We start from the raw sequence: 26709 nt of genomic DNA, 5'->3' as shown, positions 1-26709 counted from the left end.
TTCAGCGTCCCGCCAGGACGCGCATCATGTCCAGGCGGATCAGGCGGGCCAGGTCGGCGGCGGCGCGGTCCTCGCCGTCCTGCTGGGCGGCGATGGCGGCGTAGGGCTGGTCCGCAGAGGCGTAGGTCACCGTGGTCGTCTGGACGCCCTTGAGGGGTTCGCCGCCCGCCACCGGGGTCAGCGACCAGGCGGCCCTGACCGTCAGCTCATAGCGGCTGGCCGTGTCGTCGATGCGGCGGCCCAGGGGGCGGCGCTTGTGCTCGACCTCGGTCGTCAGGCGATAGAGCGGCGCTTGCGCGGCGTCGCGGCCGAAGGCGTCCTCAAGCTGCTCGCGCAGGCGGTAGCCGAGGCGATCGTCGGGCGTCGTCACGGCGATGCGCGACAGGCCGCTGCTGACCCCGCTGTCGCCATACATGGGCGTGAAGCCGCAGGCGGACAGCAGGCTTGCGCCCGCCAGGACGCCGAGCAGGGCCAGCCGACGCATCAGCCGGCCACCAGATTGACGATACGGTCGGGCACCACGATCACCTTGCGGATGCTGAGGTTGTTGGCGGCAAGGTAGGCCTGAACCGTCGGATTGGCGAGGGCGGCGGCCTCGACCGCCGCATTGTCCGACCCGCGCGGCAGGACGACCTCGCCGCGACGCTTGCCGCCGATCTGGACGGGCAGGGTGACCTGGTCGTCGGCGGCCAGGGCGGCGTCAAAGACGGGCCAGGGCGCGTCCAGCACCATTCCGGCCTCGCCCAGTTGGGTCCAGCATTCCTCGGCCAGGTGCGGGGTGAAGGGCGCCATCAGCCGGGCCAGGGCGGCCAGGGCGGTCTTCCTCGCCTCGGCGCCCGCCTTGTCGTGCTGACGGATGGTCGCCAGGAAGGCGTAGAGCTTGGCCACGGCCGAGTTGAAGCGGAAGTGCTCGACGCCCTCGCTGACGGCCTTGACGGCCTTGTGCGTCTCACGGATCAGGACGGCGTCCGCATCGGCGTTGGCGGGCGCGGCGGCGTCAAAGGCGGCGTACTCGCCCCAGACGCGCTGGACGAAGCGGGCGGCGCCCTCGACCCCGCCGGTCGACCACTGAATGTCACGCTCGGGCGGGCTGTCGGACAGGATGAACAGGCGTCCGGCGTCCACGCCATAGGCGGCGATGATGTCCTGGGGCGCGACCACGTTCTTCTTGGACTTGGACATCTTTTCGATGTCGCCGATCGTGACGGCGGCGCCGGTGGACAGGCGGGTGGCGACACGCTGGCCGTCCACGGTCTCGATGCGCACGTCGGACGGTTCGACCCAGCGCGGCTTGCCGCTGTCTTCATGGCCGTCGAAATAGGTCTCGTGGACCACCATGCCCTGGGTGAACAGGCCCGCGAAGGGCTCCTTCACGTCCATCAGGCCAGCGTCCGACAGGGCGCGGGTGATGAAGCGGGCGTAGAGCAGGTGAAGGACCGCGTGTTCCACGCCGCCGATGTATTGGTCCACCGGGAGCCATTTGGCGGCGGCGGCCTTGTTGATCGGCTCGGCGGCTTTGGGGTCGGCGAAGCGGGCGAAATACCAGGAGCTGTCCACGAAGGTGTCCAGCGTGTCCGTCTCACGCCGGGCGGCGGCGCCGCACGACGGACAGTTGACGTGCTTCCAGGTCGGGTGACGGTCCAGCGGGTTGCCGGGCACGTCGAAGGTGACGTCCTTGGGCAGTTCGACTGGCAGCTGATCGGCCGGGACCGGCACGACGCCGCAGGCCTCGCAGTGGATGACCGGGATGGGGCAGCCCCAGTAGCGTTGGCGGCTGACGCCCCAGTCGCGCAGGCGATAGATGGTCGCGCCTTCGCCTGTTCCGGCGGCCTCGATGCGGCGGATGGCCTCGGCCTTGGCGGTCTCGATGTCCAGGCCGTTCAGGAAGTCGGAATGGAAGATGGAGCCGGGGCCGGTATAGGCCTCGTCCGCCACGGCGAAGTCGTCGCGCGCGCCTTCGGGGCGGACGACGGGGATCACCGGCAGGTCGTATTTGCGGGCGAAGTCCAGGTCGCGCTGGTCATGCGCCGGGCAGGCGAAGATGGCGCCCGTTCCGTAGTCGGACAGAATGAAGTTGGCGATCCACACCGAGACTTCGGCGCCGGTGAAGGGATGAATGACCTTCAGCCCCGTGTCCCAGCCGATCTTCTCGGCCTGTTCGATGTCGGCCTGACTGGCGCCGCCCTTGCGGCATTCGGCGACGAAGGCGGCGACCTTGGGGTCGGCCTCGGCCAGTTGCTTCGAGATCGGATGATCGGGGGCCAGGCCCATGAAGCTGGCGCCGAACAGGGTGTCCGGGCGGGTGGTGTAAATCTCCAGCCCGTCGTCGAAACCGGCCGGGGCGGCGCCCGACCAAGCCCATTTCATTTGCAGACCCTTGGACCGGCCGATCCAGTTTTCCTGCATCAGGCGGACCTTCTCGGGCCAACGGCCTTCCAGTTCGGCCAGACCGTCGATCAGGTCGTCCGCATACTGAGTAATACGCAGGAACCACTGATTCAGCTTGCGCTTCTCGACCACGGCGCCCGAGCGCCAGCCGCGCCCGTCGATGACCTGCTCATTGGCCAGGACGGTGTTGTCGACCGGATCCCAGTTGACCACGCCGTCCTTGCGATAGACCAGGCCGCGCTTGAACAGCTCCAGGAACCAGGCCTGCTGCTTGCCATAGTATTCGGGGTCGCAGGTGGCGAACTCGCGGCTCCAGTCCAGCGACAGGCCCAGCAGCTTCAGCTGGTCGCGCATCGTCGCGATGTTGGACCAGGTCCAGTCGCCGGGATGGACGCCGCGCTCCATGGCCGCGTTCTCGGCGGGCATGCCGAAGGCGTCCCAGCCCATCGGGTGCAGGACGTCGAACCCCTGCGCCCGTTTCCAGCGCGCCACCACGTCGCCCATCACATAGTTGCGGGCGTGGCCCATGTGGATGTTGCCCGACGGATAGGGGAACATCTCCAGGACGTAATATTTCGGGCGGCCGGTGTCGGCGTTGGACACCGAAAAGGCGTCGGCCGCGGCCCATCGGGCCTGCTGGCGGGGTTCGGCGGTCTTAGGCTCGTAACGGGCCACGGCGTATCCTGAGGCGGCGCCTCAGGCGCGAAGCTTGAGGCGGGCCTGAGGACGCATTGAGACGAAAGAGGTTAGGCGGCCGGTCTTAGCGGCTTTGTCTTAGCGACGGGCCGCGTTGGCGAGGTTGAGCTGGCGCGCCTTGGTCAGGATGGCGTTCTCCAGATCGGTTTCGGTCTGGGCCGCGACCGGAGCGGAAACCCAGGCGCCGGCGGCGTCCTTGACTTCCTTGGTGATGGCGACGTTCAGGGCGTCGGCGCGCAGACGGCGGTCCAGGATGAAGACGGTCGCCTTGAAGCGCTCGTTCGGCGCCTGCGGATTGACGTACCAGTCATAGTTCACCACGCCGCCCCACGGGTCGGCGCTGTCCAGGGGCATGAAGGACAGGGTGTCCAGGGTGGCGCGCCACAGATAGGCGTTCACGCCGATGCCCAGCTGGGCCTCCATGGTGGGCGCCTTGGCCTTCGACCCGCCGAACGGAAGGCTGGAGCAGCCCCCGAGCAGCAGGCCCGAGGCGATCAGGGCGAACGCAGCGCCGCGAACAAGAGCCATTCCGTGATCTCCGTAAAGGGTTTGACGAACGTAGGAGAGGACGTCGCCTGACGACGCCCACGCTCGCACGCGTCAGCAACGCTCTATAACACGGCGAAAAGGGGCGATGACAAGGCGATCCCGCATGAGAGGCGACCGATAAGGGCCTCTGTCTCGCCCTTTGGCGTGACAAGGGCGCCACAGCCCGCGCCGGAGTCGCCTGGAACCTCTGCCATAGGGCTACGTTGCGTTGACCGTAGGAATGCAGTCCATATCTTATCCCCAGATCAGACGCGGCTCGTTCAGACGCGCTCTGAGGTCGTCAACAAGGATCGCCGCAGAAGACGAGCGGTCCATAGGGTGGGTGAAATGCGTTTCGTCGCCGTCATCGCTGCAAGCGTGGGCGCCCTGGCCTTGGCCGGGATGACGACTGACGCCGCCGCCCAGACGCGCGGCCGCGCTCCCGCCGTCAGCCTGACCGACGTCGCCGCCCAGTCGCCCAGCACTCCGGCGGCCGGCCAGCGCCGCGGCCTGCGTTGGAACGAGAACGGCCGCTGGGGCCTGAACTTCAACCTGAACCAGCCCGTCGGCCGCGAAGCCGACTGGGGCGATGTCGAGGCCGGGGCCTACTACCGCCTCAGCCCGCGCCTGCGGGTCGGCGCCGCCGCCAATCTGGCTTCTCCCGAAGTCGACCCGGCCCGCGCCCCCGAGAGCGCCGCCGATCGCCGCGCCGCCCCGCGCGTGCGTCTCGAGACCATCTTCAAATTCTGATCCCGATCGCCTCTCTCAGCGAGAGGTGAACGCCGTCTGGATCGCCTCCACGCCGGCCAGGCCGCACGCGCCTGATTCGCCGAGAGCTTGGACGTTGCGCGCCGTGACGCCGCCCAAGGCGTAGACCGGGCAGGGGGCCAGGGCCGCCAGGGCGGAGAAGGCCTTCACTCCCAGCGCGGGTTTGGCCGCCGAGGCGCCGCCTGCGGGAAAGACCGGCGACAGCACCAGGGCGTGCAGGTCGCGCGCGCCGCGCACAGCCGCTTCCGAATGGGCCGCGCCCGTCAGCAGCCAGTCCGGGCGCCGTCCCGACAGGGCGTAGGCCGACGACAGGGCGCGCTCGGGCAGGTGCACGCCGTCAGCCCCCACCTGTTCAGCCAAGGCGGCGTCCAGTCCGACCAGCAGCAGGACGCCCGCCGCCCGCGTCGCCTCGCGCAGTCGAAGCCCGGTCTCGACCGCATCGGCGGCGCCGAAGGCGCGATACACGACCCCCGCGCCGGCCGGCAACCGCGCCGCCGTCTCCCACGGGCGGGGCGTCCGCGCCGGATCGGTGAAGAACAGCAGGGGCGGCAGGGGGCGCGGGCTGACAGGCGCCGCCGTGAGGGCTACAGACTGGGACAGGGCCTGAGCGGCGTCCCACAGCGTGCGCGCGTCCTCGGCCATGAGTTCGGACAGGATCATGACCGCCACTACGCCCGCTTTCGCCGCTTCGTCCATCGCCGACCGCTTTGCCGAGGTGCGTCGCCGCATCCATGATGCAGCCCTGACGGCGGGCCGCGACCCTGCTTCGGTGGTGCTGACGGCGGTGTCCAAGACGCAAGGCGACGCCGCTCTGGAAGCCGCCCTCGCAACCGGCCAGCGGGTGTTCGGCGAGAACCGGGTTCAGGAGGCGAGGGCGCACTGGGAAGACCGCCGCGCCGCCCTGCCGGACCTGGAGCTGCGCCTGATCGGCCCCCTGCAGACCAATAAGGCGCAGGAGGCGGTCGAACTGTTCGACGTCATCGAGACCCTGGACCGCGAACGTCTGGCGGCCGCTCTCGCCGCCGCCGTGCGCAGGACGGGGCGCCGCCCCCGCCTGCTGGTTCAGGTCAATACGGGCGCCGAGCCGCAGAAGGCGGGCGTTTCGCCGGAAAACGCCGACGCCCTGATCGCCGCCGCGCGCGACGTCCACGGTCTGACGGTCGAGGGGTTGATGTGCATTCCCCCGGCCGATGAAGATCCGGCGCCGCACTTCGCCTTGCTGGCCGCAATCGCCGCACGCAACGGGTTGAGCGTCCTGTCGATGGGCATGAGCGGCGACTATCTGACGGCGATCGAGGCGGGCGCGACCCATGTTCGGGTCGGTTCAGCGCTGTTCGGGGAACGAAATATGGTTCCTGCGACCTCTTAGGACGCAATATCGCGCCCGGCGCCCTTGGCGTTCGGCCCAAGCCTCGCCATTCTAAAGAAACCATGCGCACGCCCAAGACCATTCTGATCATCGATGACGACGACGACCTGCGGGAGGCCTTGGCCGAGCAGTTGGCGCTTCACGAGGAATTCCGTCCGGCCCAGGCCGCGACGGCGACCGACGGCGTTCGTCAGGCCAAGGAGGCGCGGGCCGACCTCATCCTTCTGGACGTCGACCTGCCCGACATGGACGGCCGCGAGGCCTGTCGCCTGATCCGCAAGGCGGGCGTGTCCACTCCGGTCATCATGCTGACGGCGCAGTCGTCGGATTCGGACGCCATCCTCGGGCTCGACTCCGGCGCCAACGACTACGTCACCAAGCCCTTCCGCTTCGCGGTCCTGCTGGCGCGCATCCGCGCCCACCTGCGCAGTCACGAACAGTCCGAGGACGCCGTCTTCCAGGTCGGCCCCTATGAGTTCCGCCCGGCCTCCAAGCTGATGGTCGACGACAAGGGCAAGAAGGTCCGGTTGACCGAGAAGGAAACCAACATCCTGAAGTATCTCTATCGCGCCGGGGCCAAGCCGGTCTCGCGCGAAGAGCTGCTGACCGAGGTCTGGGGCTACAACGCCGGGGTCACCACCCACACGCTCGAGACCCACATCTATCGCCTGCGTCAGAAGATCGAGGCCGAGCCGGGCCAGGCGCGGCTGCTGCTGACTGACGCCGGCGGCTACCGACTCCAGCCCTGACCCCCGGATGAGCGAGCGTCGCCCGACCCCGCCGCTGGTGGCGCTTCGGGCGTTCGACGCAGCGGCTCGCCTCAGCAGCTTCCGCGAGGCGGCCGAGGAGCTGGGCGTCACCCCCGGCGCCGTCAGCCGCCATGTGAAGGCGCTGGAGATGCGGCTGGGCCTGCGCCTGTTCGACCGTTTCAACCGCTCGGTGCGGCTGACCGCCGACGGCAAGCGCCTGGCCCAGGGCGTGGCCGACGCCTTCGAACGACTGGAAAGCGCGTTGGAGGCCGTCCGCCCCGGACGCTCGCGCCAGCTGCGGATCACCGCCCTGCCGTCCCTCGCCAGCAAGTGGCTGTCGCCGCGCCTGCATCGCTTCAGCGAGGAGAACCCCGATCTCGACCTGATCGTCTTCGCCGAGGACCGTCTCGCCGACCTGTCGAACGGCGAGGCGGACGTGGCGCTGCGTTACGGCGAAGGTCCTTATCCGGGCCAGACGGCGCGGCGGTTGATCAATGAGCGGCTGATCCCGGTCTGCGCCCCGTCCTTCGCCGCCGCCCGGCGGTTGAACCAGCCCTCCGATCTGCTGGACGTGGTCCTGATCCACGAGACCTGGCATGACATGCCCTACGCCGACCGCATGGGCTGGAAGGCCTGGTTCGAGAGCGCCGGCGTCGATGATCCGCGCGTGAACCACCTGCGCGGTCCGCACTTCAGCCATAGCCACCTGGCGCTGGAGGCGGCCCTGTCGGGGCGCGGCGTGGCCCTCACCTCGGCGCCCCTGGCGGCGGACGACCTGCGCGAAGGGCGCCTGATCCAGCCGGTCGACCACGCCCTGACCAACAACCTGGCCTATTGGGCGGTGGTTCTGCCGGAACGGGCGGACGAACCCAAGCTGCGTCGCTTCCTCAACTGGATCGTGGCCGAATCGCGGCCAGATCGGGACGCAGAAGCGGATCAGTTGACCTGAGGTCACTCGACGCGGCCTAACCGTGGTTTGTTTCCAGCGGCTGCGCTTCCTATCTTGAGACCGTTCGGAACTCCCTAGCCGAAAGGAAGCAAGTCATGAAACTCGTGCATCCCCGCGCCTCGAGCTTCTCGTTCGAAGGCATCGTGGTCTTCACCGGCAGCGTCACCCTGATCCTGCTGGGCGTGCTGGCCGGCGCCAAGCTGCTGGGCGCGGCCTGAGCTTAAGTCAACGCGGGCGCCATTCGCTGAGAAGGGCGCCCGTGGCCCCATCCTCGAAGGCCAGTCGGTCCAGCCGCAGCGCGGCGACGCAGACCGGACGGCTTTCGGCGTCCTTCTGGACGCAATGGACGGCCTTGCCGTCCGCGAAGGCGGTCAGCCGACCTTCCAGCCGCAGGGCGTAGCCGCCCGGCGCCGACGTCGGAGCGACGCCCTTCTCTCCCCGAATGACATGGACATAGGCCTGGCCCTGACGGCGGCCCAGGCGAGAGCCGCCCGTTTCGAACACGGCGGCCAGACCGGCGCTGCGCTCCGGCTGGACGACTGGCGGCGACGCGACGGTCTCAACAGTCCTGGCCTCCAACGTCTTGCCCTCGGCGGGCGTCTTGTCCGCAGTTTGAGCCGGCGAAGGCGCGAGATCAGGCGCGGGGGCGGGCTGAGCCGCTGACGTCGGGCAGACGTCCAGGCTGCTCCATGGCCGGGCGATCCAGAAGCCCTCGACCGCCTCCCATTTGTCGACCGCCCCTTCGCGGGTCGCGGGGACCAGCGCCGACGCGCTCAGATCTTCCGGCGTGACCGTCAAGGTCAGGCTGCCGTCTTCATTGCGGGCGAGGCGGGGCAGGCCGCCCGCCTCTCCGACGACGTTCGTCTCGCCGCCGCAGCCGAAGGGCAGGCGCACCGACACGGTGCGGCCGGTCAGGGCCGCATAGCGCGTCTGTCCGTCGGCCAAGGCCGTTCCAGCCTCGGTCAGTGCGGCCAGAAGGGCGGCTCGGTTCAGCGTGGAATCCAGCACGACCGTCGGCGGCGGGGCCGGATTCGCAGGCGCGGCAGGCTCCGGCGGCCGCTGACACCATGTCAGAAACGGCAGGGCCGCCGCCAGGGCGAGCGGCGCGGCGAGACGGGTCGTTGTGATCGACATGGAACCAGCCTAACACGGGAAACGCTGGTTGACGCCCCGACCCGTGATCTGACCCGTGATCGCGGTCGAGGCTGGGCTGAAAAAGGGGGTCTTGCGCGGGTGACGCTGGACCAGATCATCGCTCTCATCGTCCTGGTCGCCGTGGTCGGGGTGATGATCCACGGCCGGATGCGTTCCGACGTGGTCGCGCTCAGCGGCGCGGCGGCCTTGCTGCTGTTCGGCGTGGTGCGCCCGGTCGAGGTTCAGAGCGCCTTCGCCAGTCCGGCGGTCATCGCCCTGGCCGGGTTGTTCGTCATCGCCTACGCCATCGAACTGTCGGGCCTGCTGGGCCTGATGATCCGCAAGGCGACGGGGCTGTGTCGGCGCTTCGGCGCCACGGGCATCTGGGTGGTGATCGGCCTGTGCGGCTCGGTCGGCGGCTTCCTGAACAATACGCCGGTGGTGGTGCTGGCCGCCCCGGTGGTGCGCGACATGGCCCGGTCGCTGAAGCTCTCGCCCAAACGATTCCTGATGCCGCTCAGCCATGTGACGGTCATGGGGGGCCTGCTGACCCTGATCGGCACCTCGACCAACCTTCTGGTCAACGACATGGCGCGCAACGCTGGTCAGCCGGTGTTCAGTCTGTTCGAGATCACCCCTGTGGGCCTGGTCATTGCCCTGGTCGGCGGTCTGTGGCTCTATTTCGTCGGCGCCCGGCAGCTGGGTCGCGCGGCCTGCGCCGAGGAAGAAGCCGAGGCCGAACGCGAACGTCTCGAGGCGGAAGCTCAGGCGGCGAAGACGTCGCGCCGGTGGCGTCTGCCCTTCTCCCTGCCGTCCCTCGCCCAGTTGGGCGAAAGCCGCAGCCAGCGTGACGGCACGGGCGACGCCCATCTGGGCGACGTGGACCTCTACGCCTCGGCCGACCGTCCCCTGCAGTGGAAGCGGGCGCTGATCGCCCTGGCGGTCTTCGTCCTGGTGGTGGCGGCGGCGGGCCTGGGGATCGCCCCGATCGCGGCGGCGGCCTTCGCCGGGGCGGTGGCCCTGATCCTGCTGGGCGTGCTGACGCCGGAAGAGGCCTATTCGGGCCTGAAGCCGGACATCTTGCTGTTGATCGCGGGCATGGTGGTGGTCGGCACGGCCATCGAGGTGACGGGGCTGGCGGCGCAGGGCGCGGGCCTGTTGATCGAAGTGATCCGCCCGTTCGGGCCGCTGGGCGCCCTGATCGTGCTCTACGGCGTGACCCTTTTCGCGACCGAGCTTCTGTCCAACGCCACGGTGGCGGTGCTGGTGACGCCGATCGCCGTCGCCCTGGCCGAGAGCCTGGGCGTCGATCCGCGGCCTTTCCTGGTGGCGGTGATGATGGCCGCCTCGGCCGCCTTCGCCACGCCCTTCGGCTATCAGACCAACGTCCTCGTCTATCAGATGGCCGGTTACAGCTACATGGACTTCGTCCGCGTCGGCACGCCGCTGAACCTGATCACCTGGGCGGCGGCCATGGTGGCCATCCCGATCTTCTTCCCGTTCTGACGCCGCGTCAGACGTCCAGATCCATCACGACCGGGGCGTGGTCGCTGGGTCGCTCCCATTCGCGCACCGTGTCCAGAATTCGGGCGCTGCCCCTGACCACGGCGGGCGTCAGGCCGGGCGAGGTCCACAGGTGGTCCAGGCGCAGGCCCCGGTTCGACTTGCGGAAGTCCTTGGCGCGATAGCTCCACCAGCTGGCCAGCTTGGTCGGATCGGGGATCTGGTCGCGCACCACATCAGTGAAACCGCCGGCGTCCTGGAGCCGATACAGGGTCTCGACCTCGCCGGGGGTGTGGCTGACCACCTTGGACATGAAGCGGTGGTTCCAGACGTCGTTCTCGCCGGGCGCGATGTTGAAGTCGCCGGCCAGGACCAGGGGCCTCTGACGGTCGCGGGTCTTCATCTCGGCGGTCAGCCGTTCATAGAAGTCCATCTTGTGGTCGAACTTGGGGTTCAGTTCGCGGTCGGGCAGGTCGCCGCCCGCCGGGATGTAGAAGTTCTGAACCTCCACCCCTTCGACCACGGCCGAGACGCAGCGGGCGTGGCCCTCGCGACAGACGTCCAGCCTGGGGCTGTCAACGATGGGCAGGCGGCTGGCGATCGCCACCCCGTGCCAGCCCTTCTGGCCGCCGACGCGCAAGTGGGGCAGGCCCATGTCGATGAAGGCCTGACGCGGGAACTGGTCCTCGGTGCATTTGATCTCCTGCAGGCACAGGACGTCCGGGGCGTGTTCGGCGACGAAACGGGCGACCTGATCGATGCGCAGGCGGACCGAGTTGATGTTCCAGGTGACGATGCGAAGGCTCATGCGACCGGGCTTAGCAGCTTGCCGTCGCGGGGTCTAAGCCGACGGTCGTGCAAGGTCGTCGCCTTAATAAAAAGGCGCCCGGAGCGAGGTCCGGGCGCATGAAGTTCGTCTCTCTCGCCGCCAGGCGGGGATGAATCCGTGGCGGGCGGGACGGCCGCCGCCGTCCTGTGCCCAAAGTGTCACGGGCAACAAAAAAGGTCAAACTGTCATATTTGTAATTATGAGCGGCGGTCGAGGCGCCGCCGGGATCAGTTGCGTCGGTTGCGCCGGGTCGGATCGCGCAGCTGGAACAGGCTGGCGGCCAGGCCGGGCGCGGGCTCCAGCGTGGTCAGCTGCACCCGGGTGCGCGATCCTTGCGCGTCGGTGATGGTCCATTCCTGCAGCCGCACGGGCGAGCCGGCGAAGGCCAGGATGACTGAGCCCTCGTTCGGACGGCGCGCGTCGCGGGCGGTGATGGCGAAGGCGCCGGAGTCCATGCGCGTCACCCGGTCGATCTTCACGCCCTGGTCCAGACGGACCTCGCGCGCCAGGAAGGTCGATAGCGGCGTCTGGCCCAGCGGGGCCTGCCGGAAGACGTTCAGCCGGGGATCCCAGCGGCTGACGTTATTGCCGTCGGCCACCACCAGCAGGCCAGCCGGTTCGGTGTATTCGAACCGCATCTTGCCGGGGCGCTGCAGATAATAGCGGCCGGTGCGGCGCTGATTGTTCGGCCCGGTCTCGACGAAGGTCCCCTGGGCCGTGGTCATGGCCGTCAGATAGGTCTGGGCTTGGCGCAGCACGGCCTGATCTTCGGCGGACAGCCCGGCTTGCGCCAGGACGGCGGCGGGGGCGGCGGCGAGCGCCACCAGGGCGGCGGAGCCGAGGCCGAAGGCGCGGCGGGAAATGCTCATGTCTTTTCTTCTCCCGTTCTGAACGGTTTTCGACCCGGCCAGGGTGACGACTTCATCCGGCGGGCTGATGACGCCAGCCTGACCATATTCCGGCGCTCCGATGAAGCGGCGTTCATTGTTTAGTGTCCTAGCGCTCGCGACGCGGTCGCTCGCTGCTTGAGGACGTGAGGCGTTTAAGTGTCGGCCGAGGCGTGTTGTTCCCCGTCGCGCGCGATTGGCGCTGAAGCAGCGAGCCGCCGCGCGGCGAGCGATAGCGCCCGGCGGCAAAGCTGCCGTTTTGGCCGCCAAGCCGATCAAACCATGGGCGGCGGTCCGGCCAGCACTTCGCGCTTGCCGGCGTGGTTGGCCGGGCTGACGACGCCTTCCTGCTCCATGCGTTCGATCAGGGTGGCGGCGCGGTTGTAGCCGATCTGCAGGCGGCGCTGGACGTAGGAGGTCGAGGCCTTGCGGTCGCGCGTGACCACGGCCACGGCGCGGTCATACAGGTCGTCCCCGGTGCCGCCGCCTTCATCGCCCATGGCGCCGTCGCTGTCTCCGTCCGGTTCGTCGGTGATCAGGTCGAGGTATTCCGGCTCGGCCTGGGCGCGCAGATGCTTGCAGACCTCTTCGACCTCCTGGTCGCCGACGAAGGGGCCGTGCAGGCGGGTGATGCGTCCGCCGCCCGCCATATAGAGCATGTCGCCCTGACCCAGCAGCTGCTCGCCGCCCTGTTCGCCCAGAATGGTGCGGCTGTCGATCTTCGACGTGACCTGGAAGGAGATCCGGGTCGGGAAGTTGGCCTTGATGGTGCCGGTGATGACGTCCACCGACGGGCGCTGCGTGGCCATGATGAGATGGATGCCCGCCGCGCGGGCCATCTGGGCCAGACGCTGGACGGCGCCTTCGACGTCCTTGCCCGCCACCAGCATCAAATCGGCCATCTCGTCCATGACCACGACCAGATAGGGCATGGGCTCGGGGCGGATCTTCTCGCTCTCGTAGACGGGGCGGCCCTGTTCGTCGAAGCCGGTTTGGACGGTGCGCTCGAAATGCTCGCCCTTTTCCTGGGCCTCGCGGGCGCGCTCATTGTAGCTGGCGACGTTGCGGACGCCGAGCTTGGACATCCGGCGATAGCGGTCCTCCATCTCGCGCACGGTCCACTTCAGGGCCACGACCGCCTTCTTGGGATCGGTCACGACCGGCGCCAGCAGGTGCGGAATGCCGTCATAGACCGACAGCTCCAGCATCTTGGGGTCGATCATGATGAAGCGGCACTCGGCGGGCGAATGGCGATACAGGATCGACAGGATCATGGCGTTGACCCCGACCGACTTGCCCGAGCCGGTGGTGCCCGCGATCAGCAGGTGGGGCATCCGCGCCAGATCAGCGACGTAAGGCTCGCCGCCGATGGTTTCTCCCAGCGCCAGCGGCAGCAGATGGCTCTTCTTGTCGTACTCGCCCGACGCCAGCAGGTCGCGCAGGAAGACGGTCTCGCGCTTGGCGTTGGGCAGTTCGATGCCGATGGCGTTGCGGCCCTGAACCACGCTGATGCGGCAGGCGCGGGCCGACATGGAGCGGGCGATGTCGTCCGCCAGCGCCACGACGCGACCGTGCTTCACGCCGGGCGCGGGCACCAATTCATACAGGGTGACGACGGGGCCGGGACGGATCTGGTCGATCTGGCCGCGCACGCCGAATTCCTGAAGCACGCCCTCCAGCATCTTGGCGTTGGCCTTCAGCGATTCCTCGTCGACGGCGCCGCCGCGCTGGGCGGGCTTGGCCAGAATGCCCAGCGGCGGCAGTTCGAAGCCGCCTTCGCCCGCGAAATCGAAAGCCTGCTGATCGGCGTCGCTGCGGACGGGCTTGGGCGCCTTGACCGCGGCCACCTTGGGCTCGGCCGGGCGGCTGGGGCGGGCCGAGGGCGGGGCGATGGGGGCGGGGGTCGCGTCCTCCCACGGCGGGGTGTAGGCGTCGGGCGCGTCAGCGTCCGCATCATCATGGGCGTCGACGGCGGGAGCCGGAGCGGCCTGGGCGGTTGAGGCGAGCGGGCCGTCGGCCTCCATCTCGTCGGCCTCGGGCAGGCGATGGCGCGGCTTGCGGGCCGGAGCGGCGGCCTCGGCGACGGCGCGCGGGGCCTTGCCCGGTTTGGCGGCCTTGGCAGGGCGGGCGGCGCGGGCCTCGGCGCCCTTCTGGGCGGCCCAGCCGGCGGTGTCGGTGAAGTCGCGCAGGCGCAGGCCCACGGTATAGGCCAGGCTCCACAGCGCCAGCGCCAGGAACAGCAGGCTCAGGATGATGCGCGCGCCGGGGACCTTCAGCGCGCCCAGGCCGTTGGCGGCCAGGCCGGTGACGGCGTCGCCCCACAGCCCGCCCAGGCCCGCCGCCAGCGGCCATCTGGCAGGCGCCGCCGGGGCCGACAGGGCTGCCGACAACAACAGCACGCCCGCGACGGCGCAGAAGATCTTGAACGGCGTCGGCTGCAGCCGGTGCTGCAGGGCGTCGCCGATCGCCACCGCCAATCCGAAGGCGATCAGCAGCAGGACGGCGGGCCAGGCCGCCAGTCCCAGCGACTGCATGATCAGATCGGCGAAGGTCGCGCCCGCGCCGCCCAGCCAGTTGGTCGGCGCCTGGGCCGATGCGGCGTTCCAGCTGGGGTCCGCCGGGTTCCACGAGATCAGGGCCACCAGCAGAAGGGCGGCCAGCATGGCCTGCAGCACCCCCCTGAACCGCACGGCGAAGGGCGCCGCCCAGACGATGCGGACGGTGCTCCAGACGCGTTGGCCGAGCGCGAGGGCGACGGACATGAAGGCGGACCCCCAGAAATGGAACTGAAAGCGAGACTCCGCCCCTTAGTGCCTCGCATAAGGTTAAAGCGGCATTTACCAGCCCGGTCTTTGCGAGCGGGGATGAGCCCTTATGTCCCATCAGGCAGGCGGGCTTGTGGTGGCGTGACGCGCGATAGGGGCCTAGAACGACAGCATGAGCGGATCGGACGACTACGACATCATCATCGCCGGCGCGGGGCTGGTCGGGGCGACCTTTGCGCTGGCGGCGGCGCAGGGCGGCCTGCGCCCCGTCATGGTGGACCCCCAGCCGTTCATCGCCCAGCTGGCGCCGACCTTCGACGGGCGGGCGACGGCCGTCTCCTACGCCAACTTCCGCATGTTGAAGGCTCTGGGACTGGGCGAGGCGCTGGAGCCGCACGCCTGTCGGATGGACCGCATTCTGGTGACGGACGGCCGCCGCCCCGGCGCCGCCAGCCGCAAGCCCTCGGCATCCTATATCCGTTTCGATGCGGACGAGATCGGCGATCGCAACGGCGGCGAACCGCTGGGCTATATGGTCGAGAACCGCCGCCTGCGGGCGGCCCTGGCGGAGCTGGTCAAGGCTCAGGGACTGGAGGTCCGCGCCCCCGCCGCCGTGGCCGATGTGGCCGTCGGGCCGGGTCGGGCGACGGTGACGCTGAAGGACGGCTCGACCCTGTCGGCGCCGCTGGTGATCGGGGCCGAGGGCCGCAACTCGACCGTGCGCCGCGCGGCGGGCATCGACGTCTTCGGCTGGACCTATCAACAAAGCGGCGTGGTCTGCACGGTCCGCATGGAGAAGCCGCACGGCAACGTCGCCCATGAGTATTTCCTGCCGGACGGCCCCTTCGCCATCCTGCCGCTGACGGAGAACCGGGCCAATCTGGTCTGGACCGAGAGCAGCCGCCGGGGCGAGGCCCTGCGGTCGGCCTCGGACGAGGCCTTCCACGCCCATCTGACGCGGCGGTTCGGCGACTTCCTGGGCGGGCTGACGATCGAGGGGCCGCGCTTCGTCTATCCGCTGTCGCTGCAGTTGGCCGAGGGGCTGACCGCGCCGCGCATGGCCATCATCGGCGACGCCGCCCACGGGGTGCACCCGGTGGCGGGGCAAGGGCTGAACATGGGCCTGAAGGACGTCGCCGCCCTGTCCGAGGTGCTGACCGAGGCCGCCCGCATCGGCGAGGACATCGGCTCGGAGCTGGTGCTGGAGCGTTACGCCCGCTGGCGCCGGTTCGACACGGCGGCGCTGGCGGCGGGCTTCGACGGCTTCGTGCGCCTGTTCTCCAACGACATCGCCCCGGTGCGGCTGGCCCGTGATCTGGGCATGGCGGCGGTCAACCGCATCGCCCCCCTGCGGCGCGCCTTCATGCACGAGGCGGGCGGGGCGACGGGGGATTTGCCCCGCCTCTTGCGAGGCGAGGCGCTTTAAAGAGGCCCTATCGCTCGCGCCGCGGGCGCTCACTGCTTGAGGGCTGTTGTCGGCGTTCTGCTGCTCGCCGCGTAGCGGCGTCTCAGTCCAGCGGGCGGGCGTCTTCGGCCAGCATGATCGGCACGCCGTCGCGGATGGGGAAGGCCAGCTTGGCGCCCGCCGAGACGAGTTCGTTGCGCTCGCGGTCATAGGTCAGGCGGCCGCGCGTGACCGGGCAGACCAGCACCTCCAGCAGGCGAGGGTCGACCGAGACGGGGGTGTTGAAGGCGTCGCTCATGATTTTAAGTGCCCTATCGCTCGCCGCGCGGCGGCTCGCTGCTTGAGGGCGCCGGGCGCCCCATTCTGTTAGCCGTGTGTTTATCGCGTCGAACGTGCTGAGACTACTGCATCGCCGGGCCGGGCTCGTCGTCGTCGGGGGCGACGGCCTCGATGCGGAGAAGGGCGGTCAGGGCGGCCTCGCGGTCGGTCAGGCTGAGGGCCTCCAGCAGGGCCTGTTTCTCGGGCGGCTCGAAGGGCAGGGCCATGGCCAGGCTGTTGACCAGGGCCTCCTGCGGGGCCGCGCGGGCCGTGTCCCAGTCGATGTCCAGCCCGCGCCCGGCCAGATAGGGCGCCAGGGCCGACAGGAAGGGCTCGCGGTCGAAGGCCTCGTCGGGGTCGGGCGCGCGCAGATCGGCCTCGTAGGGCAGGAAGTCGGCCCGCACCTGGCGATAGGGGGTGCGCACCTGCATCTCAGTGGCCACGGCGAAGCGGCACACCCCGGTCAGGGTGATCAGATAGCGGCCGTCGGAAGTCTCGGCGAAGCTGGTGATCCGCCCGGCGCAGCCGACGCGGGTGAGGGGCGGGTTCACCCCGGCGGGGCCGACCGGCTGGATCAGGCCGATCATCCGGTCGCCCGCCATGGCGTCGTCCACCATGTTCAGATAGCGCGGCTCGAACACGTTCAGCGGCAGCTGGCCTCGCGCCAGAAGGATGGACCCCGGCAAGGGGAAGACCGGGATCACCTGGGGAAGTTCGCTGGCCTTGACGTAGCCCTGAGCCATGATCGCGCCGTCAGGAAAACAGGAGGGAGGACAGGCGTCGTCGGCCGTCGCGGGCGACTTCGCTGGCGGGGCCGGCGGCCTCGAACACGGTCAGCAGCTGCTTGCGGGCGGCCTGTTCGTTCCACTCGCGGTCGGCCTGGACGATGGTCAGCAGGTGGTCGACGGCTCCCTTCAGATCGCCCGCCGAGGCCAGGGCCTGGGCCAGGTCGAAGCGGGCCTCGTGGTCGTTCTTGTTCGCGGTCAGCCGCGCTTCGAGTTCGGCGCTCGCGCCGGCAGGCGCGGCCGAGGCAAGGGACAGTTGGGCGCGTACGGCCTGAACCGTCGGCTCGGTGGAATCGGCCGGGGCCATGGCGATGGTCTGGGCCGCCTGTTCGGCGTCGCCCTCGGCCAGATAGACGCGGGCCATGCCGGCGATGGCCTTCTGGTTGTCCGGCTCCATCGTCAGGACGTGGGCGAAGGCCTGGGCGGCGCCGCCCAGGTCGTTGAGACTCAGGGATTCCTCGCCCAGAGACAGCAGTTGCTCGACATCGGTGTTGACCCCTTCGCCGCCGGTCAGCTTGTCGATGAAGGCCTTGATCTGGCTCTCGGGCACCGCGCCCTGGAAGCCGTCGACCGGCTGGCCGTTGACGAAGGCGTAGACGGTCGGGATCGACTGCACCCGCAGCTGGCCCGCATAGGCCGGGTTGGCGTCGACGTCGATCTTGACCATCTTCACCGCCCCCTTGGCGGCGCGCACGGCCTTCTCCAGCGCTGGGCCCAGCGTACGGCACGGCCCGCACCAGGTGGCCCAGAAGTCCACGATGACCGGTTGATGTTTCGAGGCCTCGACCACGTCCTGCATGAAGGTGGCGTCCGTCCCGTCCTTGATCAGGTCGGGCGGGGTGGTCAGGGACGGGTCGGCGAAGGTCATGGTCGGGTCCGCATGGGGGTCGAAGGAAGGTAACGGATCAGATGGCGTCGGGATGCGTGCGCATCAAGCCGAAAGCGCGCCTTGCCGCAGGCGAAAGCGGGCGCAGCGGAAAAAACAGAGTCCAATTCGTCTGAATCGTCTGAAATTTCCTCCTTGGGTAGGAGTGGATGGCGCTCCAGCATCCTTCTCCCCTTGTGGGAGAAGGTGGCTCGCGGAGCGAGACGGATGAGGGGTTTCTGACGTTCTGCCTCATCGCTCTCATCGGCTGGCGCAAGACTCCTCATCCGGCCCTGACGGGCCACCTTCTCCCGCAAGGGGAGAAGGAAGAATGAGAGGCGGCTGCGTCATGCCATAGCGGGGCGGTGCGTCAGAACAGGGCGTAGCGCCCCTACAGCCGGTCCATCCGCAGCCAGCGAGCGTCGCCCAGCCAGGCGGTCCTGAGGGCCTGGTCGGCGGCGGCGGCTTCGTCGGCGCGGCCCTGGGCGGCCTCGGCGCGGGCCAGGCCGTAGAGCGCCCAGCCGTTGTTCGGGGTCTGGGCCAGGGCCAGGCGGAAGGCGTCGGCGGCCAGATCCGGGCGGCCGGCCTGATACAGGGCCGCGCCCAGCGACTGATGCACCGGATAGTACCAGAAGGCGGGCTCCATATAGGGCAGGGCGGCCTCCAGATCGGCGGCGCGGCGATAATGCTCCGCCGCCTGGGCGGGGCGGCCGCGCGCCATGGCCATGCGTCCGTGCGCCACGGCCTCGGCCAGGGTCAGAAGATCGGGGGCGGGCACGCCCTGGGCGACCATGTCGGCGAAGGCGGGAGAGGTTTTCAGCGCGCTCAGGGCGGCCAGTTCATGGTCGAAGCCCTGTTGGCCGCGCAACTGGGCGTAGGCGACGGCGCGGGCGTAGTGGCGCATGGCGGCGGCGTAGGGCAGGCGGGCGTCGGGCGCGGGCGCGGCCAGGACGGCGCGAGGCTCGGCGAACTGGGCCAGGGCCTGATAGGGGGCGGCGTCAATGACCTGGACCCAGGCGATGCGGGCCGAGGTCGCCGGGTCCAGCACGGTGCGCAGACGCCGCGCTTCGCGCAGGGCGGTGTCCATGTCGCCGGCCATCTGGGCCGAGGCGACGATGAAGTGGATGTTGTGCGGATAATAGCCGTAGCGGACGAGACTCTCGTCGTTGGTGTCGCGGATGAAGGCCTCGTCCGCCCGCGCCGCCGCGACGTTCAGGCGGATGGAATCGGCGTAGCGCCCGCGCCGCACGTAGATGTGGCCGGGCATATGCACCAGATGGCCTGCGCTGGCGGGGCGGGAGGCGGTCATGCGGTCGGCCGCCGCCTCGGCTCGCACGGGATCGGCGGCCTCCATCAGATGGATGTAGAGGTGGGCCGCCTGCGGGTGGGCGGGACTGCGGTCCAGGACTGTCTCGATCAGGCGGATCGCCTCGCCGATGCGGCCGACGGGGGTGCGCTGGTCGGCCTCCCAATAGTTCCAGGGCGTGGTGTCCATCGCCGCCTCGGCGGCGAGGACGGCGACGTCGTCGTTGTCGGGAAAGCGGCGCGCGGCGACCAGCATGGCGTCGGCGTAGGCGGCGTCCAGGGCGGCGCGGTCAGCCGTCGGATCGTCGGAGTAGCGCAGGCCCAGGGCGTCGATCAGCGCCTGCTCGTGCGGCGCGGCCCGGTGGCTGAGGACCAGAGCGCGTTTCAGGGCCCTGAGCGCCGCCGCCCGGTCGCGTTCGTCCATCGGCGCGTTGATGTTGGGGCCCAGGGCCATGGCCTCGCCCCACCAGCAGGCGGCGCATTCGGGATCACGGCTCTGCGCCTCGCGGAAGGAGCGCACGGCCCCGGCGTGGTTGAAGCCGTAGGCCAGCGTCAGTCCCTGGCTGAAATAGGCCTGGGCGACGGCGTCGTCGGTGCTCGCCTTGAACGGCGAAGCCGTCAAATCGGGATAGAGGGGGATGGTTTGCGCCTGGCTGGCGGGCGCGGCGACGGCCGAGGCGACCAGCAGGCTGCGGGCCAGGGCGCCGCCGCCTGGACCCGGCCCGCAGACGCCGCCGAACAGGCGCTCGAGGCGCAGCGTCGTTGCGGCGTCGGACGTGGGGAGGGCGGTCATCGGCCCGGCCAGCACCAAGCCCGCTCCGCCAACGGCGAAGGCTTTCCAGAACAGTCTCATGCACCGTCCCCTTCCAGGGCCTGACGCGATGGAACCGCCTTGTACGCGGCGTATGATCGAACGTTGATCTTACGCCTCGCCGCTCCCGAGAAACAGTGCGGAAACAGAGCTTTCCGTGTCGAGCGCGGGTTAGGCGACCAGGCGTCGCTCGTCGGGGCGAAGGGTCAGGACGTGGACGCCGTCGCGGGTGACGGCGACGGTGTGTTCGAACTGGGCCGACAGCTTGCCGTCGGCCGTGACCACGGTCCAGCCGTCATCCTCGGTGCGGATGGTGCGGCGGCCCTGGTTCAGCATCGGCTCTATGGTGAAGACCATGCCTTCGCGCAGGGTCAGGCCCGCGCCGGGGCGGCCGAAGTGCAGCACCTGCGGCGCCTCGTGCATCTCGCGGCCGATGCCGTGGCCGCAGAAGTCGCGCACGATGGAATAGCCGCGCCGCGTCGCATGGCGTTCGATGGCGTGGCCGACGTCGCCCAGGGTGGCGCCGGGGCGCACGGCGCGGATGCCCTTCCACATGGCCTCATAGGTCGTCTGGACCAGGCGGCGGGCGGGACCGGCGACCGGGCCGATCAGATAGGTCTTGCTGGAGTCGGCGATGAAGCCGTTCTTCTCCAGGGTGATGTCCAGGTTGACGATGTCGCCGTCCTTCAGCACGTCGTCGCGCGAGGGCACGCCGTGGCAGACGACGTGGTTGGGCGAGACGTTCAGCACGAAGCCGTAGCCGTACTGTCCCTTGCTGGCGGGACGCGCCGCCAGGTTGTCGACGATGAAGGCCTCGACCCGGTCGTTGATCTCCAGGGTGTTCATGCCCGCCATCGGCAGGCCGTCCAGCCAGGTGAAGACCGAGGCCAGCAGGCGGCCGGATTCGGCCATCAGTTCGATCTCGGCCGGGGTCTTGGTCACGCGGCGGCCTGATCGGAGGCGAAGTCGGGCGCGGAGACGCCCGCCGCCTTCAGCTCGCGCGCGGCCAGCTCCTGAAAGGTCAAGCCGGGGTTCAGCTCCCCCAGCATGCCGATCCTGATCCAGAAGGCGGCCTGGGCGTTGATCGAGCGGCACGAGACCTTGCTGGCGCGGCGCAGCTGTTCGTGCAGTTCGTCCTCGATGTTGACGATGCCCATGTGGGGCTGCTCCATATACGATTCGTATATGGTTCATATCGTTCTAGGGAAGATCAGTCCAGAGCGTTGAAGTCCACCACGATCGGCTCCCGGTCCAGCAACGTCAGCACGCGACGGAAGTCAGCCTGATCTAGAGCGGTGGTGGCGGTGTTGGCCAGGGGGTGGAAGTTGACGACCGCCGCCTCCCACAGGCGGCGGTCCAGGACGAAGGTCACGCGGCGCTCTTGGTCGTTGATCAGGCCCAGGGCCGTGACCGAGCCAGGACGGACGCCCAGGGTCTCCCACAACAGGGTCTCATTGCCGAAGGACAGGCGGTCCGAGCCCATGGCGCGGTGGGCGCGCTTCAGGTCGATGACCGTGTCCTGTGCGGCCGAGATCAGCCACAGCCGGCCCTTCTTGTCCTTGAGGAAGAGGTTCTTGGTGTGCAGGCCCGGCAGGGCGGCCTTGAGGTCCAGTCCCTCCTCGACGCGGAAGACGGCGGGGTGGTCGTGGGTGGTCTGGGCGACGCCGTGCTCGGCCATCCAGGCCAGCAGGCGGGCGCGGTCGTAAGCGGGATCGGGCGAGGGCGAAGTCGGGGTTTCGGCGGCGGCGGCGATTTTGGAGGGCATCTCGGTCTTGTCGGGCGGGCGGCGGGGGCGATAGGGGAGGGGCAGACCCTCGTCATCACCCCTCTGTTCGTCAAGCTTGGGAGCCGCGTCTTGGAACTGGAATGCTATCCGATGAATGCGCGTCCGTGCGACCTGGTGCCGGGGCGCCAGTCGCGCAACTGGATGGACGCCTTCGCCAGCCGCCACCCCTATCGCTGCCTGCCGCTGACCATGGCCAACACCACGGGGTGGGAGATCCTGTGCCCGTTCGGCTTCACGGCCGAGTGGAACGGCGGGCCGTCGCAGCACGACATCAAGATCACGCCGGACCGGCACCAGCCGGAGATGGACCACTTCGTCAGCTCGCACTTCTCGCGTGGGGTGCTGACCATGCACCCGCAGTATCTGTTCCGCACGCCGCCGGGCTGGGGATTGATCGCGCAGGGCTCGCCCAACCACGTCAAGGACGGCATCCAGCCGCTGGCGGGCTTGATCGAGACGGACTGGCTGCCCTTCCCCTTCACCATGAACTGGATCTTCACCCGGCCGGGACGGGTGAAGTTCGAGAAGGGCGAGCCCTTCTGCTTCATCCTGCCGGTCGAGCATCGCAAGGTGGAGCAGTTCGAGCCGGTGATCCGCTCGCTGGAGTCCAACCCCGGCATGAGGGACCAGTTCGAAGCCTGGAACCGTTCGCGCACCGACTTCAACACCCGGCTGGCCTCGGGCGATCCCGACGCGGCCAAGGAGGCGTGGCAGCGCTTCTACTTCAAGGGCGAGGTGCCCGAGGCCCTGGGCACGGCGCCGGCGACCCATGCGAACAAGCGCCGCCTGAAGAACCCGCGCATCGGCTGACGCGAAGGGGCTGAATGCGGAAACGCCCGCCTCCGTCGTCGGAAGCGGGCGTTGTCGTGTCAGCCTGGATCGCCGGAGCAGCGGCTCTCACCAGGGCCGCTCAAGCAGCGAGCGACCGCGTCGCGAGCGTTAGCGGCCCCTTTTTCAAGACGCCGGGCGGATGACGCGGGGGCCGATGTTGTTGATGACCTCCCGGGCGTCGAAGGCGTTCATGTCGCCGGCGGGCTTGGAGCCGCGGCCCATGATGATCTCGGCCGTGGCCTCATAGCGATCGACCTGGCGGATGTCGCGGTCCCGACCCCAGTAAGGGTCCCACATGCTCCAGTAGCCGCGCTGGTAGAAGCGCCAGGACGGACCCCAATAGGGGCCGTAGCGGTCGTAGTAGAAGGGGTCCGGCGTCGTGTAGAACCGCGTGTCGCGGTCGGTGGCGCGGGTCACGGTGGCGAACCAGTCATAGCCGTTCTCGACCGTCAGCTCGGCCGCGCGCAGCAGAAGCGACATCTCGACCTGGTCGCGCGAGGTGACGGAGTTGCCCGAGAAGCTGACGGCGTAGCGGTTGGCCTCGAGGCGCTGCTCGGCGTAGCCGCCGCGCTGGCCGTTGACGCCGGCCGGCTGATACGGCGTGGCCGTCGCACAGGCGCCCAGGGCGAGGACGCCCGCCAGGGCGATCAGCGCCGGGGTTTTGCGAAGCTTGATCATGGAAGTTTCTCCTTGAGCGTTCATTGAACGCCCGTCGGTCTGAACGAGGGGTGAATGGTCAAGTTCCCGATCGCCCATTCCCGGCGGATCACAGACGCGAGACGATGAGGACGGCGGCCAGGAGCAGAAGGCATCCAACCACAATGCCGAAACCCTTGCGGAAACGCGGCGCGGTCATCTGTCGCGCCAGGGCCGCCCCGCCCAGGCCGTAGCCGCACATCGACAGGCCGTCCATGCCGACGGTGGTCACGGCGAACAGCGCCAGCTGCGGCGCCAGGGGACGGTTGATGTCCAGGAAGGGCGGCAGGACGGCGGTGAAGAAGAGAATGGCCTTGGGATTGGCGATCTGGACCATGAAACCGTCGATCAGGGCGCTGCGCCCCCGCTTGACCTCGATATGGGCCGGTTCGGCGGCGGTGGCGAAGGCGCCGCGCAGGGCCTTGATCCCCAGCCAGGCGACATAGAGGGCGCCCAGGACGGCGATGACGCGAAAGACCTGGGGGAAGGCGATCACCAGGGCGCCCAGGCCCAGGGCGGCGGCGCCGAACCACACCAGGGTGGCGGAGTTCATGCCCAGGACGGCGGTCAGGGCGGCGGCCTTGCCCTTCTCCATCCCCGTGGCGACGGCGAAGATGTTGGCGGGGCCGGGCGTCACCGCCATCACGGCCATGACGCCGAGAAACGCCAGATACAGATGCGGGTCGACAGGTAGCGTGGCCATAAGGCCCTTTCGGGCGCGCGGCGGGCTGCGTCAAGCCGTCGCTGGCCGGCGGCCTCAGCTTTCGACGGGCGGGGCCGGCGGGGCGGGCGGAACAGGCGTTTCAGCCAGGGCGGCCTGCACTTCGTCGACGGCGTCCAGGGCCTGATCCATGCCGTACTGGGCCACCAGGCCGTAGGTGACCATCTGTTCGGGATCGGCCTGGGCCCAGGCGCCGTTGGCCGCCAGACCGTGAACCATGGGTTCGACCCCGGCTATCGCCTCGCGGACGATGGCGTCGATGTCGATCTCGGCCAGGGCCGCCTCGGCGATCTGGCTCGCCTGGCGCGTGGCCTCGGCGGTGAAGTCGGCGACGTGAGGTTGATAGTCGGACCACAGGGCCGCGATCCGCAGGCCCTTCTGGGTCTCGCTCAGCTCCGGATCGTCCTGGATGCGCTCGGCGCGGGCGCCGAACTCCTCCATCTTCTGCTCGAAGACGGCGGCGGCGGATTCAAGGCGGGTCTCGGCGGGGGTCTTCTGCGCCTCGGCCACGGCGGCCGAGACCGGCAGTAGGGCCAGGGCGGCGGCCAGGGACAGAGAGGCGAGCGGGAGGGAGGCGAGCGGCAGGGCGCGGATCATGGCGAAGCTCCTTCGACGGACGCCGCGCAGGGTCCGCCGAAGGAGGGTTCGGCTCAAGTGAAATCGCGGTAAGGCGCGATCCCGTCGCGGCCTCAGTCGACGGCGGGCGGGGCCGGCGGAGCGGCCAGGGCGGCCTCGATGGCGGTGCGGAGCTGGCCCGGCACGCCGCGCAGCGCGGCCGGGGCGGCGTCTGCGGCGGCTAGGATGTCGGCCTTCTTCTCTGCGTTCTCGGGCTTCTCGGCCATGACGCGCAGGAAGGCGCCGTACTCGTCCGCGAAGGCGGCGAACTTGGGCTCATACTGGGTCAAGACCGCGTCGGTGCGGGCCTTCTTGGTCGCGGCGTCCAGGCTGGCGTCGTCCATGATCGTCTCCAGCTCGGCGCCCATGCGCGCCGTCTCGGCCTCGAAGGCCTCGCCTTTGACCTGGAAGGCGGCTTCCTCAGGCGAGACGGGCGCCTGGTCGGTGACCGCCGGAGCGGGCGGGGGCGGGTCCTGGACGGCGGCGAAGGCGGGGGCGGCGAACAGGGTCGCCGCCGCGGCGGCGGCGAGGGAAAGACGGTTCAACGGAGAACTCCGGCTGGCGACGGCTGACGCCGTCAAGAAGGATACGCCGGCCGGTCGACCGGAGATGGCCGCAGGTTGGCCTTGCCATGGGCCGAGCGCAAGCGTCAGCATGGACCGATGAAATCGAACCTTTCCGCTGTTTCCGTCGTCGCCGCCGCCTGTGTCGGCGCCCTGGCTCTATCGACCGGCCTGACGCCGGGCGAGGCGCGGGCCCAGGCGGGAGGGCGGGCCTATGCGGTTCAGGGCGATTGCGACGGCCGCCCCGCGACCGGGGTGCGCATGGCGCCGGGCTACTGTCTCGGGCTGGTGTGGCAGGGGGCGGGGCGGGACGGGCCGCGGATGCCGCGCGGCCTGACGCCGCTGGAGGACGGCGACTGGCTGGTCACCGATCTGGGGGCGTGGGAGGCGGGCAAGGGGGCGGTGTGGCGCCTGTCGTTTGCGCAGGACGGCGCGGCGCGCTGGCGACGGCTGGCGAGCGGCCTGTCCATGCCGCACACGGTCAAGCGCGGGCCGGACGGGCGCATCTATGTGTCCGAGATGAACCGCATCCTGACGCTGGACCCTGACGCCGCCGATGCGCAGGCCAGCGTCCGCACCGTCATCGGCGACCTGCCGGACAACCGGCTGCACGACAACCGCCACCCCCTGTCCAGCTTCGTCTTCGACGGAAACGGCGACCTGCTGGTCAATGTCGGGGCGCCCAGCGACCGCTGCCTCGACGCGGCGGGCAAGCTGAAGACGGATGCGGACGGCGCCTGCGTGGAAGATGCGGCGACGGCGCAGGTGCGTCGCCACGCCTATCTGGGGAACGGCCGCTGGGCGGAAGACAGCACCGTCTTCGCCTCAGGCTTGAGGAACTCCATCGCCCTGGTGCGGCACCCGTCGGGCACGGTGCTTCAGGCCGAGAACTCGGTCGATCTGGAGACGCCGGATCATCCCTATGACGAGATCAACGTGCTGACGCAGGGGCGCCATTACGGCTGGCCTTATTGCGTCGATCTGACCACGCCCCTGCCGGGCTGGCCCGCGCGTCAGGCGCGCTGCAACGAGCGCGAACGGCCGATCGCCCTGCTGCCGCCGCACGCCGCGCCGCTGGACCTGATCTATTACGACGGGGCGATGTTCCCCGAGTTGCAGGGACGGTTGCTGATGACCTGGCACGGCTTCCGCCGCACCGCCGGGCGCATCGTGGCGGTCGAGACGGACGAGGCGGGCCGCCCCCTGACCGACATCGGCGGGCGCTACGCCGTCTATCCGCGCGGGTCGCTGTCCTATCCGGCGGGGGCGCCCAGCGTGAACGGCAAGGTGCTGACGCCCGGTTGGGACAAGGTCGCCGGGCGCCATCCGCGCGGCTCGCCGGTGACGATGGCGACGGCGCCGGACGGCTCCATCTGGGTCACGGATGACAGAAGCCGGGCGATCCTGAGAATCGCCCGGCCCCGGTAGGCTTGGGTTTCAGGA

General features: G+C 69.6%; 28 protein-coding genes. 9 read left to right on the top strand and 19 right to left on the bottom strand.

The annotated features are described in order from the left end of the window. Position 1: 1 nt before the first annotated feature. The 3 genes from lptE to ACWIDZ_RS06730 form a co-directional block, all read right to left on the bottom strand. Positions 2 to 484: an LPS assembly lipoprotein LptE gene (gene lptE / locus ACWIDZ_RS06740; protein WP_291780418.1), complete on the bottom strand. Its 483-nt coding sequence runs from the start codon at positions 482 to 484 to the stop codon at positions 2 to 4. Next, complete coding sequence (gene leuS / locus ACWIDZ_RS06735; RefSeq protein ID WP_453988172.1) at positions 484 to 3063, bottom strand: leucine--tRNA ligase; 2580 nt, start codon at positions 3061 to 3063, stop codon at positions 484 to 486. The genes lptE and leuS overlap by 1 nt, the downstream gene beginning before the upstream one ends. A gap of 99 nt (positions 3064 to 3162) precedes the next feature. Further along, positions 3163 to 3612, bottom strand: a complete 450-nt coding sequence (locus ACWIDZ_RS06730; RefSeq protein WP_088410782.1) for a DUF3576 domain-containing protein — start codon at positions 3610 to 3612, stop codon at positions 3163 to 3165. A 348-nt stretch (positions 3613 to 3960) separates the two neighbouring features. Between ACWIDZ_RS06730 and ACWIDZ_RS06725 the strand changes: the two genes are divergently transcribed. Continuing rightward, positions 3961 to 4362 (top strand): NtrZ family periplasmic regulatory protein, encoded by a 402-nt coding sequence (locus ACWIDZ_RS06725; protein ID WP_088410783.1) that lies wholly within the window; start codon positions 3961 to 3963, stop codon positions 4360 to 4362. 15 nt (positions 4363 to 4377) lie between these two features. Here the strand turns inward: ACWIDZ_RS06725 and ACWIDZ_RS06720 are convergent, their stop codons facing one another. Further along, positions 4378 to 5040: a thiamine phosphate synthase gene (locus tag ACWIDZ_RS06720; RefSeq protein WP_453988173.1), complete on the bottom strand. Its 663-nt coding sequence runs from the start codon at positions 5038 to 5040 to the stop codon at positions 4378 to 4380. Between ACWIDZ_RS06720 and ACWIDZ_RS06715 the strand changes: the two genes are divergently transcribed. The 4 genes from ACWIDZ_RS06715 (at position 5039) to ACWIDZ_RS06700 (ending at position 7665) form a co-directional block, all read left to right on the top strand. After that, positions 5039 to 5749 carry a YggS family pyridoxal phosphate-dependent enzyme gene (locus ACWIDZ_RS06715; protein WP_453988174.1) on the top strand — a complete coding sequence of 237 codons (711 nt, stop codon included), beginning with the start codon at positions 5039 to 5041 and terminating at the stop codon, positions 5747 to 5749. The two genes, ACWIDZ_RS06720 and ACWIDZ_RS06715, sit on opposite strands and share 2 nt — an antisense overlap. 62 nt (positions 5750 to 5811) lie before the next feature. Then, complete coding sequence (locus ACWIDZ_RS06710; RefSeq protein ID WP_121481813.1) at positions 5812 to 6498, top strand: response regulator transcription factor; 687 nt, start codon at positions 5812 to 5814, stop codon at positions 6496 to 6498. 7 nt (positions 6499 to 6505) lie between these two features. Next, positions 6506 to 7447: a transcriptional regulator GcvA gene (gene gcvA / locus ACWIDZ_RS06705; RefSeq protein WP_338577538.1), complete on the top strand. Its 942-nt coding sequence runs from the start codon at positions 6506 to 6508 to the stop codon at positions 7445 to 7447. 95 nt (positions 7448 to 7542) lie between these two features. Then, positions 7543 to 7665, top strand: a complete 123-nt coding sequence (locus ACWIDZ_RS06700; RefSeq protein ID WP_256375772.1) for a hypothetical protein — start codon at positions 7543 to 7545, stop codon at positions 7663 to 7665. A 7-nt stretch (positions 7666 to 7672) separates the two neighbouring features. Here ACWIDZ_RS06700 and ACWIDZ_RS06695 read toward each other — a convergent pair whose 3' ends face one another. After that, on the bottom strand, positions 7673 to 8581 hold the full coding sequence (locus ACWIDZ_RS06695; protein WP_453988175.1) for a hypothetical protein: 909 nt from the start codon (positions 8579 to 8581) through the stop codon (positions 7673 to 7675). Positions 8582 to 8680: 99 nt separating this feature from the next. Between ACWIDZ_RS06695 and ACWIDZ_RS06690 the strand changes: the two genes are divergently transcribed. Beyond that, positions 8681 to 10087 carry an SLC13 family permease gene (locus tag ACWIDZ_RS06690; protein WP_291780386.1) on the top strand — a complete coding sequence of 469 codons (1407 nt, stop codon included), beginning with the start codon at positions 8681 to 8683 and terminating at the stop codon, positions 10085 to 10087. Positions 10088 to 10094: 7 nt separating this feature from the next. Here the strand turns inward: ACWIDZ_RS06690 and xth are convergent, their stop codons facing one another. The 3 genes from xth to ACWIDZ_RS06675 all read right to left on the bottom strand — a co-directional run bounded on the left by xth (position 10095) and on the right by ACWIDZ_RS06675 (position 14562). Next, on the bottom strand, positions 10095 to 10892 hold the full coding sequence (xth, locus tag ACWIDZ_RS06685; protein WP_291780383.1) for an exodeoxyribonuclease III: 798 nt from the start codon (positions 10890 to 10892) through the stop codon (positions 10095 to 10097). Between the two features lie 248 nt (positions 10893 to 11140). After that, positions 11141 to 11782: a LolA family protein gene (locus ACWIDZ_RS06680; RefSeq protein WP_291780380.1), complete on the bottom strand. Its 642-nt coding sequence runs from the start codon at positions 11780 to 11782 to the stop codon at positions 11141 to 11143. A 293-nt stretch (positions 11783 to 12075) separates the two neighbouring features. Beyond that, positions 12076 to 14562, bottom strand: coding sequence for a DNA translocase FtsK 4TM domain-containing protein (locus tag ACWIDZ_RS06675; protein WP_453988176.1), 2487 nt, complete (start codon positions 14560 to 14562; stop codon positions 12076 to 12078). 175 nt (positions 14563 to 14737) lie between these two features. Between ACWIDZ_RS06675 and ACWIDZ_RS06670 the strand changes: the two genes are divergently transcribed. Next, a complete protein-coding gene (locus ACWIDZ_RS06670; RefSeq protein ID WP_453988177.1) occupies positions 14738 to 15991 on the top strand; it encodes a UbiH/UbiF/VisC/COQ6 family ubiquinone biosynthesis hydroxylase in 1254 nt (417 codons plus the stop codon). 82 nt (positions 15992 to 16073) lie between these two features. Here ACWIDZ_RS06670 and ACWIDZ_RS06665 read toward each other — a convergent pair whose 3' ends face one another. The 7 genes from ACWIDZ_RS06665 to ACWIDZ_RS06635 form a co-directional block, all read right to left on the bottom strand. Further along, positions 16074 to 16268, bottom strand: a complete 195-nt coding sequence (locus tag ACWIDZ_RS06665; protein ID WP_003166576.1) for a Trm112 family protein — start codon at positions 16266 to 16268, stop codon at positions 16074 to 16076. 103 nt (positions 16269 to 16371) lie between these two features. Continuing rightward, positions 16372 to 17031 carry an LON peptidase substrate-binding domain-containing protein gene (locus ACWIDZ_RS06660; protein ID WP_312220805.1) on the bottom strand — a complete coding sequence of 220 codons (660 nt, stop codon included), beginning with the start codon at positions 17029 to 17031 and terminating at the stop codon, positions 16372 to 16374. A gap of 10 nt (positions 17032 to 17041) precedes the next feature. Further along, positions 17042 to 17941 (bottom strand): thioredoxin, encoded by a 900-nt coding sequence (trxA, locus tag ACWIDZ_RS06655; protein ID WP_453988178.1) that lies wholly within the window; start codon positions 17939 to 17941, stop codon positions 17042 to 17044. Positions 17942 to 18329: 388 nt separating this feature from the next. Beyond that, positions 18330 to 20096: a tetratricopeptide repeat protein gene (locus tag ACWIDZ_RS06650; protein ID WP_453988179.1), complete on the bottom strand. Its 1767-nt coding sequence runs from the start codon at positions 20094 to 20096 to the stop codon at positions 18330 to 18332. Positions 20097 to 20225: 129 nt separating this feature from the next. After that, positions 20226 to 20996, bottom strand: a complete 771-nt coding sequence (gene map / locus ACWIDZ_RS06645; RefSeq protein ID WP_453988180.1) for a type I methionyl aminopeptidase — start codon at positions 20994 to 20996, stop codon at positions 20226 to 20228. Further along, positions 20993 to 21211 (bottom strand): ParD-like family protein, encoded by a 219-nt coding sequence (locus tag ACWIDZ_RS06640; protein ID WP_291780360.1) that lies wholly within the window; start codon positions 21209 to 21211, stop codon positions 20993 to 20995. The genes map and ACWIDZ_RS06640 overlap by 4 nt, the downstream gene beginning before the upstream one ends. 53 nt (positions 21212 to 21264) lie before the next feature. Next, positions 21265 to 21819, bottom strand: a complete 555-nt coding sequence (locus ACWIDZ_RS06635) for a prolyl-tRNA synthetase associated domain-containing protein (RefSeq protein WP_453988181.1) — start codon at positions 21817 to 21819, stop codon at positions 21265 to 21267. Positions 21820 to 21909: 90 nt separating this feature from the next. Between ACWIDZ_RS06635 and ACWIDZ_RS06630 the strand changes: the two genes are divergently transcribed. After that, a complete protein-coding gene (locus tag ACWIDZ_RS06630) occupies positions 21910 to 22650 on the top strand; it encodes a DUF6065 family protein (protein WP_453988183.1) in 741 nt (246 codons plus the stop codon). A gap of 144 nt (positions 22651 to 22794) precedes the next feature. Here the strand turns inward: ACWIDZ_RS06630 and ACWIDZ_RS06625 are convergent, their stop codons facing one another. The 4 genes from ACWIDZ_RS06625 to ACWIDZ_RS06610 form a co-directional block, all read right to left on the bottom strand. Continuing rightward, positions 22795 to 23349 (bottom strand): CC0125/CC1285 family lipoprotein, encoded by a 555-nt coding sequence (locus tag ACWIDZ_RS06625; protein WP_343829982.1) that lies wholly within the window; start codon positions 23347 to 23349, stop codon positions 22795 to 22797. Between the two features lie 88 nt (positions 23350 to 23437). Beyond that, positions 23438 to 24070, bottom strand: a complete 633-nt coding sequence (locus ACWIDZ_RS06620; protein WP_312219695.1) for a LysE family translocator — start codon at positions 24068 to 24070, stop codon at positions 23438 to 23440. A 54-nt stretch (positions 24071 to 24124) separates the two neighbouring features. Continuing rightward, a complete protein-coding gene (locus ACWIDZ_RS06615; protein ID WP_291780342.1) occupies positions 24125 to 24685 on the bottom strand; it encodes a hypothetical protein in 561 nt (186 codons plus the stop codon). Between the two features lie 92 nt (positions 24686 to 24777). Next, positions 24778 to 25248, bottom strand: a complete 471-nt coding sequence (locus ACWIDZ_RS06610) for a translation initiation factor IF-2 (RefSeq protein ID WP_291780340.1) — start codon at positions 25246 to 25248, stop codon at positions 24778 to 24780. A gap of 117 nt (positions 25249 to 25365) precedes the next feature. On the opposite strand from ACWIDZ_RS06610, the gene ACWIDZ_RS06605 reads away from it, so the two are divergent. Further along, the gene (locus tag ACWIDZ_RS06605; RefSeq protein ID WP_453988184.1) at positions 25366 to 26694 is read left to right on the top strand and encodes a PQQ-dependent sugar dehydrogenase; all 1329 of its coding nucleotides are present in this window, start codon (positions 25366 to 25368) and stop codon (positions 26692 to 26694) included. Positions 26695 to 26709: the final 15 nt, after the last annotated feature.

Source organism: Brevundimonas sp. NPDC055311 (assembly GCF_053645695.1).
The sequence above is the reverse complement of the archived record's forward strand: the minus strand, read 5'-3'. Positions and strand labels throughout refer to the sequence as shown.